Raw genomic sequence first — 12,122 nt, forward strand, 5'->3', positions numbered from 1 at the left:
AGTAACTCAACTAAAACAACGAAGGCAGTAAGACGTTTGAGAGACATCAGGTGATCTCTCGCGTGTTTCGTTTTCAACCGTATTGTTATGACACTCATATTTGGTTTATCGGCGAAATAGACACAATATCACGGCCTTCAGACGCCTGTTCGAGTACGTCTCCTACAAACCCCTGAGCGCGGTGTCTCTGTGGAGCAGGTCAAGTCGAACCATACGTCTCAACGCTGTTCTCGGATGGACTGTGGGTTCACCCACGAGGACAATCGCCACGGAGAACACTTCGAGTGCCAGAAGTGTGGGTACGAAGTGAACGCTGATTACAACGGCGCGAAGAACATCGGGCTACGATACGCCCGCAAGCGGATACACAGACTGCGTTCCTCGCCCACGTCGGGGAGCGGAGACACACCAGTAGACGGGCGTGTGAATGGTGGGACGTTCACGAGAGCGGAGCTCTCGTGAGCCAACCAGAACGCTTCGCGTTCTGGTGACGTTGAACGGCGAGAGTAACCAGCCTATTGCTGGGGGACTGATCGCCGGGAGTCCACATCAAAGCCCCACCCTCAACGAGGGATCCTCGTATGGGGGGAGCGAAGTAGGGTGGGGTAGTTTACCTTTCGTCTGTTTCTCCTTCTCTTGGACCTAGTTCAGATGTTATGAGGTCATCGAAATTCGTATGGGACATACGATAGGCATCTTGATGTTTCAGTACGGCTTTCCCCTTATCTGTAATTTCATAGAGCCCACTATTCTCCGCGGGACCAACACGCTGTACGCAGCCCTTATTCACGAGTGCGCTGAGCCGGGCGTTCATATACGTTCGTTCGTAATCCAAGATGACCGCAATATTCACAGCGTTGTTCCGGCCTCGATCGTTGAGACACTCCAAAATCAGAAAATCAGTCGGTTCGACTAATTTCAACTCCATTAGTAGCTTCTCTTTTGCGACCATTCGTATTGATTTTGAGGTATCATATGATGACATCCTCTCCGCCGGAAACAGCGGAGCTTCCCACAAGCGAAGGCTTGCTGAGTTGGGAGATTTACTCAATGTTGATTTTGGGCGCTTGAATCTCGACGTGTTTTTCCAAATCTGAGATTGCAGTTTGAAACTGCTCTCTATCTTTACTGTAGAGGGATTGTTGATCGACGGCAGCGATTCCAAGCGGGGTAATTTGATACAGGCCAGAATTTTCGATTGGGCCAATTTTTTGGACTAATCCGTAGTCGGCTAAGACTGGCAGTCGAGTGTTTACATATCCACGGTCTTTGTTGATTCGGTTGGATATATTCGCCCCCAGATCTCGTCTGCCATCTGAGAGAACGTCCAAGATGAGGAAATCAGTTGGCTGGGTGAGTCGAATCGGCATATCTCACACTATATGGTACTGGTATATATTTCTAGTGTCGCACCACTAATTTGAACAGTAGTCGACAACGGCGAGGGTAGGTTCACAGAACTTAAGGCGGGTGTTCCAACTGGCTTAGGCGGTACCGATGGTTCTGGACGACTTGTCCGATGGAGGAGAGAAGAAACACCAAGAGAACGAGCGCCGCCCAGCCGATTTCGGGGATGGTGTCAGTAGGGACAAAGCCGAGCCAGATGCCCGCTAGTACGATCGCCGAAAGCAGTGAGAGTCCAAGATAGTAGATACCCCACGGGATCGACTCACTAGGGACAATATCGAGATAAATATCCAGATCCACAACTTCGTCGGTCAGTTCAACCTCACCGCCCTCGTACTTGATGATCCCCGCATCGGCCAGTCGTTCAAGATGCGTCTGCTGCAGGGACGTGTAGACACGCTTGCGTTCATCGGCAGTGAGCTCTCCTCTTTCCTTGTCCTGTTCCCACGCCGCAACTTGTTCGGCGAGATCCGACAGCGTCACCGGCCCGTCGGCACGCTTGCAAAAGTGGAGGACGTAGCGTCGACGGTGGTTACTCAGGAGGTCGTAGAGTTCGTTCTTTTCGGGTGCATCGAATTTTCTCTGTTCCGTTAGGGACATTCGAGTTGGTTGGCCTCCGTTACCCAACAGGGGCCGTGGAGTGTGGTTCTCAGGCTTCGTACCACGAGTTGTGAATGCGACGCGTCCGTTAGGGGGTCAGAGTCCCTGTCCGACAACTACGGTCGCAGTTATGCCATAACACGGGCAAGACAAGCTTAATGATTTGGGACAAAACTCGTTGTTAGCTCTCAAACAGTGGGGAGTTGTCCCATCGCATCGCTTCACATTGAGACTTTGTATCGTCCCTCCGGCTTGAACTCAATTACGACATCAAACAGTGCTAACAGGTTTTTTTGATCGTCTGCTCAGAAACTATCGAAGCATCGCACTGCACCTGTAACAGCGTCTCAGCCGAAGAGACCTGTCCGATGAGAAAATGTGAACCCTGAACCGGTGTTCCTCGCAATCGACATCACGTACGTCGCCTACTACGGTGAGTGAGGAAATGGAGTGGGTGTCCGAATTCCTGACCACAAGCAATACGACTGGTGCCACAAGTTCGCCACAGCAACGCTCGTCGGTGACGGCGTCCATATGGTCGCCGGGATGATCCCCGTCGGAAACGCAGAACGAACGAATAACCAGGCGTACCCCGGCGACCATGAACAGTCGTTCGTCCACGGTGATGTCGTCCGAGAACTTCTCAGCATCGTCTCGGGCCACCTTACACCGCGGTGCATCTACGCAGACCGGGCGTTTGCGACGGCTGATACTATCCGGGCGTTCGAATCGAACAACCTGCGGTACCTGATGCCTGCACCGCGAAACAAGCGGACGAAGCGGTGATTGCGCCGCAATGTAAACATGGAACGCGGCATCATCGCTACTGAGCAGGATTGGGCATTCCACGGGGCGGTGAAGCACGGCGTGTCGAACGACAGCGTCACGACGAATCTCGTCGAGATGCCGGGCAATCCTGATGAGGAACAGTACGGGTTCGGTGAGAAGCGGGATTCTGACGAGGAGACCAGTGACGATGATGGGGATACCCTTGAGCCGGTGCCGTTCTATACGAATACCCACGTTGATGATGAGCTTGCGGTGGACCGCCGGCAGACCCGGCGGAAGGTCGAGCAGTACAACCGCTGTGGTGGGATTGAAACGGCGTACAAGAAAATCAAGGAGTTCGCTGCGTGGACGACTTCGAAGGAGTTCGAGGTGCGGTTGTGGCACTTCGGGTTCGCTGTCCTACTGTACAACGCGTGGCTGAAGGTTGACTTCCTTGTGCAGGTCGGACTGGACAAGGAGTTTCGGTCGAAGCCCCGGATTACAGCGGACCGGTTCCGCAGGTATATTCAGCGGCGGTTGACGCGGCTGATATAGCCTGTTTTCGTTTTCGCAGCAGCAGTTTTCGTGAGAGCCATCAGTACGCAGTAGTCGTGTTTTCGCGGTGATTTTGAGGGATTCCGGTGAATTGTCCGGTTCTTGACTGGTTTCGCGGTGTGGTTCGGTGGTGAAACTGGGAATATCGCAGTTGAAGCTGGAAATCCCGTACAGCAAATCACCGGGATTCGAACTACAGGGCTCACAGAAGTTGAGACTGGTCGTCTCAATGCATATGGCATTCTGGCGCAGTTCATAAATAGTATGAAAACGTAGTCCCGGATAGAACGATGGCACGAATTACCGGCTCCTACCCAGACGATCTCGACCTCCTCATCGAGGGTGCTGTCGAGGCTGGTGTGTTCGGGGGCAAGAGCGATGCGTTACGCGAGTTCGTGCGTGAGTACTTCGAGGACCACGAGAACGAACGTATTGCAGCTGCGGTCGCCCTCTACGAACGCGAGCGGATCACACTCGGTGATGCTGCGAGACTCGCTGATGTCGACCGCTGGACGATGCGTGACATCCTCCGTGAGCACGGTGTTGAACTTCGCCTCGGGCTCGGTGACGAAGACGACGCAGCCTACGAGGTAGAGGCAGCACGTGAACTCGAATTCGATGATGAGGACTCGTCTGATGAGGCGTCACGTGTTAAATGACAGGTAACGATCTCCCAGCGAACCCGAGCGTCTTGAACACGACTGTCCTCTCGAATTTTGCGTACATCGATCAGCTGTGGGTAGTTGCTGGCCTCTCCGGAATCTGTACGGTACCAGTCGTTCGTGAGGAGCTCGAACACGGCGTCGATAATCACCCATATCTCCAGGAAGCACTCGATACGCTCGATGACGAAATCCCAGTTGCGACGATTTCGGATACTGTCGCAAACAGAGAAGCCGTTGTTGGTGGGCATCTCGACCCCGGGGAAGCACAGGCGTTCGCCCTTGCCGACGCACAAGACGGTCGACTGCTGACAGATGACGGAGATGCCCGGTCGTTTGCGAAAGACCAAGGTGTGACCGTTGTCGGATCGGTTGGCGTTCTGTTGGCTGCAATTGATGCTGGGAAGATCGATGAAGCCACTGCTGACGAGTGGCTGTCGACATGGATTGATGAGATTAGCTACTACGTTCCGTATCGAACCATCTCGGAGTATCGATGACGGGCTTGTTCGGAGTTCGAAACGCCTGATTAGTGTGACCGTGAGCACGTGTATTACCACCAGGAAATGGGGAAGGCCCGAGCCCGCAGCTTGGGTCGCGAACTGCGCGAGTTGGGACTCAACGAAGCATATGTAGCGATCTGCGATGATCGGATCATCACTAGTGCCCCCTCCGAATCCGAGGTTCGCAAGCTACTCGAAGAGATTATGCCCGCTAGGAAGGCTGACCACCCCTACATCTACCACTTCGATCCCTGACCGAGAGTCCACAGCTACGACTGGAGTTGCGTGACAGTCGACGCGATTTCGCTTTTGGTCGGTACGCCGGAGAACTCGAACATTGTGTCCCCGACACCGAAGGCGTATCTCTGGTAGGAGACGTCGACCTGATGGACCGGGAGTTCGACAGCCAGCACGTCTTGGAGACGATCAGCCAGCGCGGGCTCTCGTATGTCGTTCCCAAGCGGATGCAGACGAGTGAGAGAGCTCAGGCCAAGCGGTTGCTTCGACATGATCAAGATCGGTACGAGACCGACCGCAAACTCCATCTCGGCGACAACGAGTGGCACTCGACAACGCTGATCTATCGGCGGAAGGAGAACTCCGAACACGACTATCATCGGCAATACTCGGTGTTCATAACGAATACGGGAAGCGGACATCTCACCGAGTACGGGTACAGGTGGGAGATCAAGAGCGGCTACAGGTCGATCAAACGATTTATGGCCGCCACGACATCGAGGGATTTCGGGTTGCAGTTCTTCTATTTTGCGTTCGCGTGTCTGTTGTACTCGATTTGGCGAGCGGTGGATCTGCTTGTGCAGGTTGAGCTAACTGGCGAGTATGAACACTCACCAATCGTGACGGCTGATAACACGCTGACGCTGTTGAAGAAGGAAATAGGAATCGGATAGTACGTGGACTCTACCCGTGGTAGCGCGGCGTCTGAGTGGCTACGCTATTTGAAGTCTCGAAAAGTCCCCGAATTAGTTGCCTGCGAAACAAGAACGGGCGTTTGAGAATTGGCCTGAAGCAGACTCCTCTCTCCGATTCGGCCGAAACCACGCATTACAGGCCCGCTAAACCTGCTATAGTCTCAACTTCCCGCGTCTCCAGTAGTTGAGACTGGCCATCTCAATGCGTATGCCTCAAGCCCTCTCTGCTCAGTCGTTCAGAGCTGATCGATCGGCTTGTTGATGATCTGGAAGACTTCGCTCGCCCGGTAGAACCGATTCCGGTCTTTCCCGGTGAGTTCTTCGAGTATTCCGTCATCTTCGAGCTGTCCGATCAGTCGGTTAGCCGTGCTGTATTCGACATCCAACCAGTCGGCTGCTGTGTTCACGTCTAGGTACGGATCTTCGAAGAGCCGCATCACCAGTTCAAGGATATTCTCAGACCGCTCGCTCTGATAGCGCTGTTGATAGTCTTCTCGGAGGTTGACTAGCAGGTTGGCCCGCTGGTGGGCCTCCTCTGCTTGTGACTGCACGCCACGCAGGAAAAACAGGAGCCACTCTTCCCATTCACCGTGCTGACTGACTGCCAAGAGATGATCGACATACGCTGAACGTCGTGCGTTGAAATACGAACTCAGGTAGAGATACGGCTCAGGCAGGAGACCGTCACGTTGCAGGAGGAGACTGATCAATAGTCGCCCAAGTCGTCCATTCCCATCGAGAAATGGGTGAATCGTCTCGAACTGGTAGTGGATTAGCCCGATTCGGAGAAGTGGATGCAGATTCGTCTCTTGGTTCGCATACTCGAGCAAGTCTTCGAGAAGGCCAGGAATCTTGTTCGGTGGTGGCGGGACGTATCTGGCGTCTTGGATGTATGGCGTACTGCCGATGAAGTTCTGAGTCGAACGGAGTTCCCCTGGGTCAGCCTCATCTCCACGGACACCCGAAAGCAACCGGTCGTGCATCTCGCATAGCAATTCGACGGTGATTGGATCGCCAGCTGTGATCGCATCCAATCCGTGCGTCAGCGCGTGTAGATAGTTCACGACTTCTTGGGTGCCCTGCTGTCTGTCTTCGTCGATGAGAGCCTCCTGTCCAGCCTCATAGGCGTAGATGTCTGAAAGAGTAGCATGTGTGCCCTCGATTTGCGAGGACTCCAGCGCTTCTTTTCGGATGAACGGCTCGATCAGGATCTCCCTTGAGCCGACACGTGGACCGATGCCGTGAAGTCGGCCAAGTGCCTGTGTCGCCTCCGCCAGCGGTGTAATGAGTTCCTCAGTACTGATTGAGGGCGGAAGCGGGTCAGGTTGAAACGCCGAATACGTCCCCTTCGACGTCGTCGTGGGAACGATCTCACCGGGTGCTGCCTCGTCGAAGTCATCTCGCTCCATTAGTGGTATCCCTACGAATACGCCCGCCACTATTGGTATTTTTGGTACTAAATCAAAATAACAGTCTGGCTGATTGCGCTGTTACAACTACTCAGGATCTTTGGGGACAGGTTTGGAGGCACATATCTTTTCGCTGGTTTTGCGGGGGAGCACCTGCTCAGTGTGTCTGCAACTCGAGCGATTAGGACAGTTGTTTCGTCAGTTCTACACTCGGAATCTCCGGTGTGTCGGGGCCACTTGCATCGATTTCGCGCTGTTTTTCGAAGCCGAGTGTTTCGTAGAAGCCAACAGCGTTTAGCGACGCGGGAACGATTAGCTCCTCTACGCCTTCCTGTCGTGCGATTGTTTCGAGTTCCTCAACAATTGTGCGCCCGATTCCTTGTCCTGTGTAGTCGGGATCAACAAATGTTGCAGCCAGCACGTTCTCGTCGAGGTGGATGCTCCCCCAGCCAACAACCAATCCATCTAATTCAGCAATAATTGGACGACACGAATCGTCGGTAAACTCATCTTCAGGAATTGCCTCAGCATCTGGCTCAGCGGGTGCCAGAAGCGCAAGCTGTTCGTCCGTGTAGTACTCTTCTCCGTTCTCTCGGAGCGACTCCGATTGGATACGCGCCATTGCTGCTGCGTCTTCAGGAGACGCCTCTCGAAGAGAGACCATTATGTGAACAAGCAAACAGCTAGAATAATAACTTTCCCCCAGATTGAGCAATCCTCGTTTATATCGAGCAGTTAGACGAATACTTGAGCGTGTCGTGGTCACCCTCTAGTCGTGGCTCCAACCCGTGAGTCTCGCCGTACTGTCTTCCGGCAGATCGCCCAGCTATCCTATATCGACTGGCCCACGTACAAGTCGAGTCCACTGTTCGATCGCACGTCGCTCTCCGGATTAGGGTCGGACGTTCGTCTCGTTGCGGAAATATGGTTCCAGCTTGATGATCACGATGGCGTTGATCCATTCATCCACGCAGTGCCGCTCGCATACGTTCAGTTCGATGCCCATGACCGATACGCAGGCTCGACGAGCTACGAGATGGAGACACTATTTCGCCAGTTCCTGCTGAAAGAATGCCACGGCTGGGACCACGAAACTGCCCTCATCGAATACCTCACTCAGCACCCCGATCTCTGTGATCAACTTGGCTTGGAGTCGGTCCCCGATCAGTCCACGCTGTGGCGCAGCTGGCACCACCGATTCACAGCTACACTCCAAGATACTGTTGAGACCGCAGCGCGAACCATCCTCATCAAAGCACAGAACGCGGGCGTCACGGTCCCGCGCGAGCCAAACCGACAGAGTCGCAGACACTGTGACGAGGGTCCGGAATCGGACCCCGATGACCAGACCGTATTGAAACAAGCCGAGACAGTCACTGAGCGGGTCGGTGATGTTGCGTTCCAAGCGTTCTCACTGGACCGTGGCAAGTGCTGTGAAATCCACGAGAACGCCTACTGGGGCCTCCAGACCTATCTCGGACTTCGCGAGAACTTGGCTGTCAACGAAGGCGCTCGGAGCTTTATTCACGAGTCGAACCGAGACCGTACACCACTTGGCCACGCCCATCGCGAGCATGTACGCGACCTCTCAATCGAACAGATACGGAAGATGTATCGCCAGGCGGTGAGTCGACTGCTGGACCGGGTAGCAGACACAGAGGAGTTCTTCCGGGCTGGCATCGTCGCCATAGACATTACTGAGTCCGACCCGTTCACCGGCGATAGAACGGACCACGAAGACGAGATTATCGGCACGAAGGAGAAAACCGATGAGTACGCCTACCAGTGGGCGACGGTCCAGCTGGTCGGGAATGCTGTTCCGATAGTCCTCGATGCGTGCCCAGTTCGGAAAGGCGACACCCGGAAGGAGATCGTCGAGGACCTCTTGGACTCGGCAGAGGCGGCTGTTCATATTGATAATGTCCTGATGGACCGAGAGTTCGACAGCCAGCACATCTTGGAGATGATCAGCCAACGCGGCCTCTCCTACGTCGTCCCGAAGCGGATGCAGACCAGTGAAAGAGCGCAGGCGAATCGGCTCCTCAAGAAGGGAAAGGACCGCTACGAGACCGATCGGAAGTTACATCTCGGCGATAATGAGTGGCACTCGACGACACTGATCTACCGACGCAAAGAGAACTCCGAACACACCGATCATCGGCAGTACTCGGTCTTCATGACGAACCGAGGCAACGGCCTGCTCACAGAGTACGGGTACCGATGGGAAATTGAGAGCGGGTACAAGTCGATCAAGCGGTTCATAGCCGCGACGACCTCGAAGAACGTCGGCCTGAGGTTTTTCTACTTCGCATTTGCGTGTCTTCTGTACTCGATCTGGCGGGCTGTGGACCTGCTTGTGCAGGTCGAATTAACCGGTGAATACGAACTCTCGCCCATTGTGACAGCCGATAATACGCTGACGCTGGTGAAGAAGGAAACGGGAATCGGATAGTAGCGGTACTCACCCCGTGGTAGCCCGACTCTGAGTGGCTACGCTGTCGAAAGTGGCCGAAATTCGCGTATATGGTTGAGATTTCAACAATATGGGCCATTTGGAGAGCAATCTGAGTCAATTTCCGCTCTCCGATTCGGCCAAAACCATGCATCACAGGCCCGCTATACCCACTGTAGTCTCAACTCCCAAGGCCCCCAGTAGTTGAGACTGGTCGTCTCAATGCATAAGATTGGATTCGACGGTTGAACGCCAATCGTTTTCCCCGCTACCCCCTTCGATTGAATTGTATCGATCGCCGAGCACGTCGCTCCGGCTGTGTGTACAGATACAACGTATGCCACTCGCTCAACTCCTCGAACAATACGTTAGTCTGGGTATCTTCGTCCTCGCTGCAGGCCTGAGTGTACTCAGCTTCCTCGCATGGCGGCGGGAACGTGATCGTCGTATGTGGATCGTTACGCTCGGGTACGCGATGTTCGCCGTCTACGGACTCATCGTGTTTCTCGAGTACCCGCTGCTCCCGTACGTCCCGTACGCTACGCTGGAATTACTCGAACACGGGAGTGCAATCCTGATCCTCGGTGGCCTCCTAGCGTTTTTCGTCGCTTTGACGCGGGACTAAGCAATGTCGGACCCGGATCTCGAATTGGCCTCTCGGCGGGAAATCTACCAGCGGATAGCCGATACGCCCGGAATTCACTTTCGCGCGCTCCTCGACGAACTCGAGTACGCGCAGGGGACGCTCCAGTACCAGCTCAGGTGGCTCGCCGATGAAGACCTGATCGACGTCTCTGACGACGGCAAGTACACGCGGTACTATCCGGCTGCCGAGTTCGACGAAGCCGATCGAACAGTGATGAACGCGTTGCGCCGGGAATATAGTCGCCGCATCCTCGCACATCTTCTCACGGACGGTCCGCTCTCGACAACCGAGCTCAGCGACCGCTTGGACAAGGCACAATCGACGGTCTCGTGGCATCTATCAAAGCTCGCCGAAGCTGAACTCGTGACGAAAGAGCGCGACGGCCGAAGTGTCGTCTACGAGCTCAGCGATCCCGATCGCGTCAAGTACCTCTACACGGTTCACCGGCGCTCGTTCACAGACAAAGTCGTCGACCGTATCCTGGGCCTCTGGGACAGCTACTAACCCGGGGTCGTGTTCGACGGAATCCCTCGAAGCACCAACAGACGCAACAGGAGCACGTACACGAGAAACGCCACTGAGGGTCCCAGCAGAGGACGGATGAGTCCCGTCAGATCAGTCCCGATTGCGGCCGCGTGAATTGTCCCGAAGGCGAACCCAGCATATGCGAATGAGTGGACGACGCGTGGGCCCCAAGGGCGATGGAAGCGTTTTGCGTCAGTAAAGCCAAGCACCGCGACGACGAGTATGAGCAGTGCCCCCGCACCTACGGCGATGCCGCCGAGAAAGTACGGCATCGAGTATGCCGGCGCTGGAACCTGTCCGGTGACAACGAACCACGCATCAAGGACACCGAGTCCCGCGTGTAGCAACGTGACGATCATCGCGAACACGGAGAGTTCGATATGGATTCGTTGAGCGGCCTCGTGGAGCATTCCAAACGACTCCGTGTTGTAGAGGATTCCCGTGAGAACTGCCAGATACAACGCCGGATACGTCACGAGTGCGGCACCTCGGTCGAGGAGCCAGACGAACTGTGACATCACGATGCCCCCGTCGTTTCGACGACATCGGGACAGCCGTCCGCGTCTTGGAACCCGTTTTTCGTTTCCGGTCGTGTCGGACACTTATCCGCCGAGTCGTTGATACCATCACCATCGTAATCGGCAGGGGCCTGTCGCGTCGAAACGGTCTGGTCGACGAGGTCGCTTTGTTTTTGTTCGGTCGCTTGGGCGGCACGTACGTCTCCGATCTGCCAAAGAGCAGGGACAGCCACCACTAAGACGACCATCGCCACGACAGTGATTCGTTGCTTATGTGTCCAAGACATGTGTCTCAAAGCCATCTGTCGTATGGAAGACGCCATCGTGGATGATGAGCGCCTCTAGACCCTCCCATTCCGATGCTAATTCGCGTGCCTTGGCAAGTGGGAGTGCCGTGAGGGTCGTCGCCAGGGCGTCGGCTTCCATACAGTCTCGGTGCGCCACGACGGTGACCGATTCATGGCGAGAGCCGAGCGATTCGGTGGTCGGATCGTAGACGTGGTCAGTGCCGTTTCGCGACCGTCGGTATCCGCCGGATGTTGCGACATACCAGTCCGTGTCGAGGACCTTCAGCGGTGTGTCGTCACCGTATGGGCTCTCGATGGCGACCGGGCCCGTCGGTGGAGACATATCCCCCCCACCACTGACGAACCCGCATCGGCCGAGTCCCGTGAGCGTCTCGGCGGTTCGATCCACGATGTATCCCTTGGCGAGGCCATTCAGGTCGAGTTCGACGTCGGTCGTGACGTGCGACCCGCTGGTTCGGACAGTTCCGGTATCAAACTCCGTTGGTGGTGTTTCGCTGTCACCGCGCAGGAATGTTTTGAGGGTGTGTTCGACGCGGCCCTGATGAATATCGAACACCCCGTCAGTCCGGTCGTTGTATTCGATTCCACGGCGAACGATTTGGGCAACGTGTTCGTTCCTGACTTCTTCTTCACGGTTGAGCTGGCTGACGGCACTCGCCGCATCGAAGGCGTTCAGCTGGGCTTCGAGTGATTCAGCCGTTTTTCGGGCCGCAGTTGCCCCAGCCTCGGCCCGAACGCCCGTCGCCTGAATCCGAAACGTCGTGTCACAACACTCGAACTCGCGGTAGGCGTCTCCAATCCGTTCGTAGACCGATGCGAGCGATCTCATCATCTCGG

Annotated in this window: 14 protein-coding genes and 2 pseudogenes; 9 read left to right on the forward strand and 7 right to left on the reverse strand. The window is 55.3% G+C overall.

Features of this window, described 5'->3' with window-relative positions; translation table 11 throughout:
- Window positions 1-121 precede the first annotated feature (121 nt).
- A pseudogene (locus ACT3HL_RS15835) lies at window positions 122-462 on the forward strand (zinc ribbon domain-containing protein); the annotation flags it as partial.
- A 581-nt stretch (window positions 463-1,043) separates the two neighbouring features.
- Here the strand turns inward: ACT3HL_RS15835 and ACT3HL_RS15840 are convergent.
- Together ACT3HL_RS15840 and ACT3HL_RS15845 are read right to left on the reverse strand one after the other, a co-directional pair.
- Window positions 1,044-1,370 carry an ArsR family transcriptional regulator gene (locus tag ACT3HL_RS15840; protein ID WP_445087729.1) on the reverse strand — a complete coding sequence of 109 codons (327 nt, stop codon included), beginning with the start codon at window positions 1,368-1,370 and terminating at the stop codon, window positions 1,044-1,046.
- 91 nt (window positions 1,371-1,461) lie between these two features.
- A complete protein-coding gene (locus tag ACT3HL_RS15845) occupies window positions 1,462-2,007 on the reverse strand; it encodes a DUF7344 domain-containing protein (protein WP_445087730.1) in 546 nt (181 codons plus the stop codon).
- Window positions 2,008-2,457: 450 nt separating this feature from the next.
- On the opposite strand from ACT3HL_RS15845, the gene ACT3HL_RS15850 reads away from it, so the two are divergent.
- The 5 genes and pseudogenes from ACT3HL_RS15850 to ACT3HL_RS15870 all read left to right on the forward strand — a co-directional run.
- Window positions 2,458-2,793, forward strand: a complete 336-nt coding sequence (locus tag ACT3HL_RS15850) for a hypothetical protein (protein ID WP_445087731.1) — start codon at window positions 2,458-2,460, stop codon at window positions 2,791-2,793.
- Window positions 2,794-2,811: 18 nt separating this feature from the next.
- The gene (locus tag ACT3HL_RS15855) at window positions 2,812-3,330 is read left to right on the forward strand and encodes a hypothetical protein (protein ID WP_445087732.1); all 519 of its coding nucleotides are present in this window, start codon (window positions 2,812-2,814) and stop codon (window positions 3,328-3,330) included.
- A 290-nt stretch (window positions 3,331-3,620) separates the two neighbouring features.
- Window positions 3,621-3,989 carry a UPF0175 family protein gene (locus ACT3HL_RS15860; RefSeq protein ID WP_445087733.1) on the forward strand — a complete coding sequence of 123 codons (369 nt, stop codon included), beginning with the start codon at window positions 3,621-3,623 and terminating at the stop codon, window positions 3,987-3,989.
- Window positions 3,986-4,492, forward strand: coding sequence for a twitching motility protein PilT (locus ACT3HL_RS15865; RefSeq protein ID WP_445087734.1), 507 nt, complete (start codon window positions 3,986-3,988; stop codon window positions 4,490-4,492). Before ACT3HL_RS15860 ends, ACT3HL_RS15865 begins: the two co-directional genes overlap by 4 nt.
- A gap of 386 nt (window positions 4,493-4,878) precedes the next feature.
- Window positions 4,879-5,406 (forward strand): annotated as a pseudogene (locus tag ACT3HL_RS15870) (transposase); the annotation flags it as partial.
- Window positions 5,407-5,663: 257 nt separating this feature from the next.
- On the opposite strand, the gene ACT3HL_RS15875 reads toward ACT3HL_RS15870, so the two are convergent.
- On the reverse strand, window positions 5,664-6,836 hold the full coding sequence (locus tag ACT3HL_RS15875) for a Fic/DOC family N-terminal domain-containing protein (protein WP_445087735.1): 1,173 nt from the start codon (window positions 6,834-6,836) through the stop codon (window positions 5,664-5,666).
- 181 nt (window positions 6,837-7,017) lie between these two features.
- Window positions 7,018-7,500, reverse strand: coding sequence for a GNAT family N-acetyltransferase (locus ACT3HL_RS15880; protein WP_445087736.1), 483 nt, complete (start codon window positions 7,498-7,500; stop codon window positions 7,018-7,020).
- Between the two features lie 111 nt (window positions 7,501-7,611).
- On the opposite strand from ACT3HL_RS15880, the gene ACT3HL_RS15885 reads away from it, so the two are divergent.
- The 3 genes from ACT3HL_RS15885 to ACT3HL_RS15895 all read left to right on the forward strand — a co-directional run bounded on the left by ACT3HL_RS15885 (window position 7,612) and on the right by ACT3HL_RS15895 (window position 10,438).
- Window positions 7,612-9,288, forward strand: a complete 1,677-nt coding sequence (locus ACT3HL_RS15885; protein WP_445087737.1) for a transposase — start codon at window positions 7,612-7,614, stop codon at window positions 9,286-9,288.
- A gap of 448 nt (window positions 9,289-9,736) precedes the next feature.
- Entirely contained in the window at window positions 9,737-9,913 is a 177-nt protein-coding gene (locus tag ACT3HL_RS15890; protein ID WP_445087738.1) for a hypothetical protein, read from the forward strand.
- A gap of 3 nt (window positions 9,914-9,916) precedes the next feature.
- Window positions 9,917-10,438, forward strand: a complete 522-nt coding sequence (locus ACT3HL_RS15895; protein WP_445087739.1) for a metalloregulator ArsR/SmtB family transcription factor — start codon at window positions 9,917-9,919, stop codon at window positions 10,436-10,438.
- On the opposite strand, the gene ACT3HL_RS15900 is transcribed toward ACT3HL_RS15895, so the two are convergent.
- Genes ACT3HL_RS15900 through ACT3HL_RS15910 form a run of 3 tightly spaced genes read right to left on the reverse strand, consistent with a single transcriptional unit; the run spans window position 10,435 to window position 12,117 of the window.
- Window positions 10,435-10,977 carry a hypothetical protein gene (locus ACT3HL_RS15900; RefSeq protein ID WP_445087740.1) on the reverse strand — a complete coding sequence of 181 codons (543 nt, stop codon included), beginning with the start codon at window positions 10,975-10,977 and terminating at the stop codon, window positions 10,435-10,437. The genes ACT3HL_RS15895 and ACT3HL_RS15900 overlap by 4 nt on opposite strands.
- On the reverse strand, window positions 10,977-11,264 hold the full coding sequence (locus ACT3HL_RS15905; protein ID WP_220599877.1) for a thrombospondin type 3 repeat-containing protein: 288 nt from the start codon (window positions 11,262-11,264) through the stop codon (window positions 10,977-10,979). Before ACT3HL_RS15905 ends, ACT3HL_RS15900 begins: the two co-directional genes overlap by 1 nt.
- Window positions 11,248-12,117, reverse strand: coding sequence for an FAD:protein FMN transferase (locus ACT3HL_RS15910; protein WP_445087783.1), 870 nt, complete (start codon window positions 12,115-12,117; stop codon window positions 11,248-11,250). The genes ACT3HL_RS15905 and ACT3HL_RS15910 overlap by 17 nt, the downstream gene beginning before the upstream one ends.
- Window positions 12,118-12,122 lie beyond the last annotated feature (5 nt).

It is taken from the genome of Halobellus sp. GM3 (genome assembly GCF_052545375.1).

What these genes read in the sequence shown, in the direction of transcription:
- ACT3HL_RS15895 (WP_445087739.1), top strand. Translation starts at nt 9,917, where the DNA reads ATGTCGGACCCGGATCTCGAATTGGCCTCTCGGCGGGAAATCTACCAG.
- ACT3HL_RS15875 (WP_445087735.1), bottom strand. Translation starts at nt 6,836, where the DNA reads ATGGAGCGAGATGACTTCGACGAGGCAGCACCCGGTGAGATCGTTCCC.
- ACT3HL_RS15905 (WP_220599877.1), bottom strand. Translation starts at nt 11,264, where the DNA reads ATGTCTTGGACACATAAGCAACGAATCACTGTCGTGGCGATGGTCGTC.
- ACT3HL_RS15845 (WP_445087730.1), bottom strand. Translation starts at nt 2,007, where the DNA reads ATGTCCCTAACGGAACAGAGAAAATTCGATGCACCCGAAAAGAACGAA.
- ACT3HL_RS15880 (WP_445087736.1), bottom strand. Translation starts at nt 7,500, where the DNA reads ATGGTCTCTCTTCGAGAGGCGTCTCCTGAAGACGCAGCAGCAATGGCG.
- ACT3HL_RS15910 (WP_445087783.1), bottom strand. Translation starts at nt 12,117, where the DNA reads ATGATGAGATCGCTCGCATCGGTCTACGAACGGATTGGAGACGCCTAC.
- ACT3HL_RS15865 (WP_445087734.1), top strand. Translation starts at nt 3,986, where the DNA reads ATGACAGGTAACGATCTCCCAGCGAACCCGAGCGTCTTGAACACGACT.
- ACT3HL_RS15890 (WP_445087738.1), top strand. Translation starts at nt 9,737, where the DNA reads ATGTGGATCGTTACGCTCGGGTACGCGATGTTCGCCGTCTACGGACTC.
- ACT3HL_RS15860 (WP_445087733.1), top strand. Translation starts at nt 3,621, where the DNA reads ATGGCACGAATTACCGGCTCCTACCCAGACGATCTCGACCTCCTCATC.
- ACT3HL_RS15840 (WP_445087729.1), bottom strand. Translation starts at nt 1,370, where the DNA reads ATGCCGATTCGACTCACCCAGCCAACTGATTTCCTCATCTTGGACGTT.
- ACT3HL_RS15855 (WP_445087732.1), top strand. Translation starts at nt 2,812, where the DNA reads ATGGAACGCGGCATCATCGCTACTGAGCAGGATTGGGCATTCCACGGG.
- ACT3HL_RS15900 (WP_445087740.1), bottom strand. Translation starts at nt 10,977, where the DNA reads ATGTCACAGTTCGTCTGGCTCCTCGACCGAGGTGCCGCACTCGTGACG.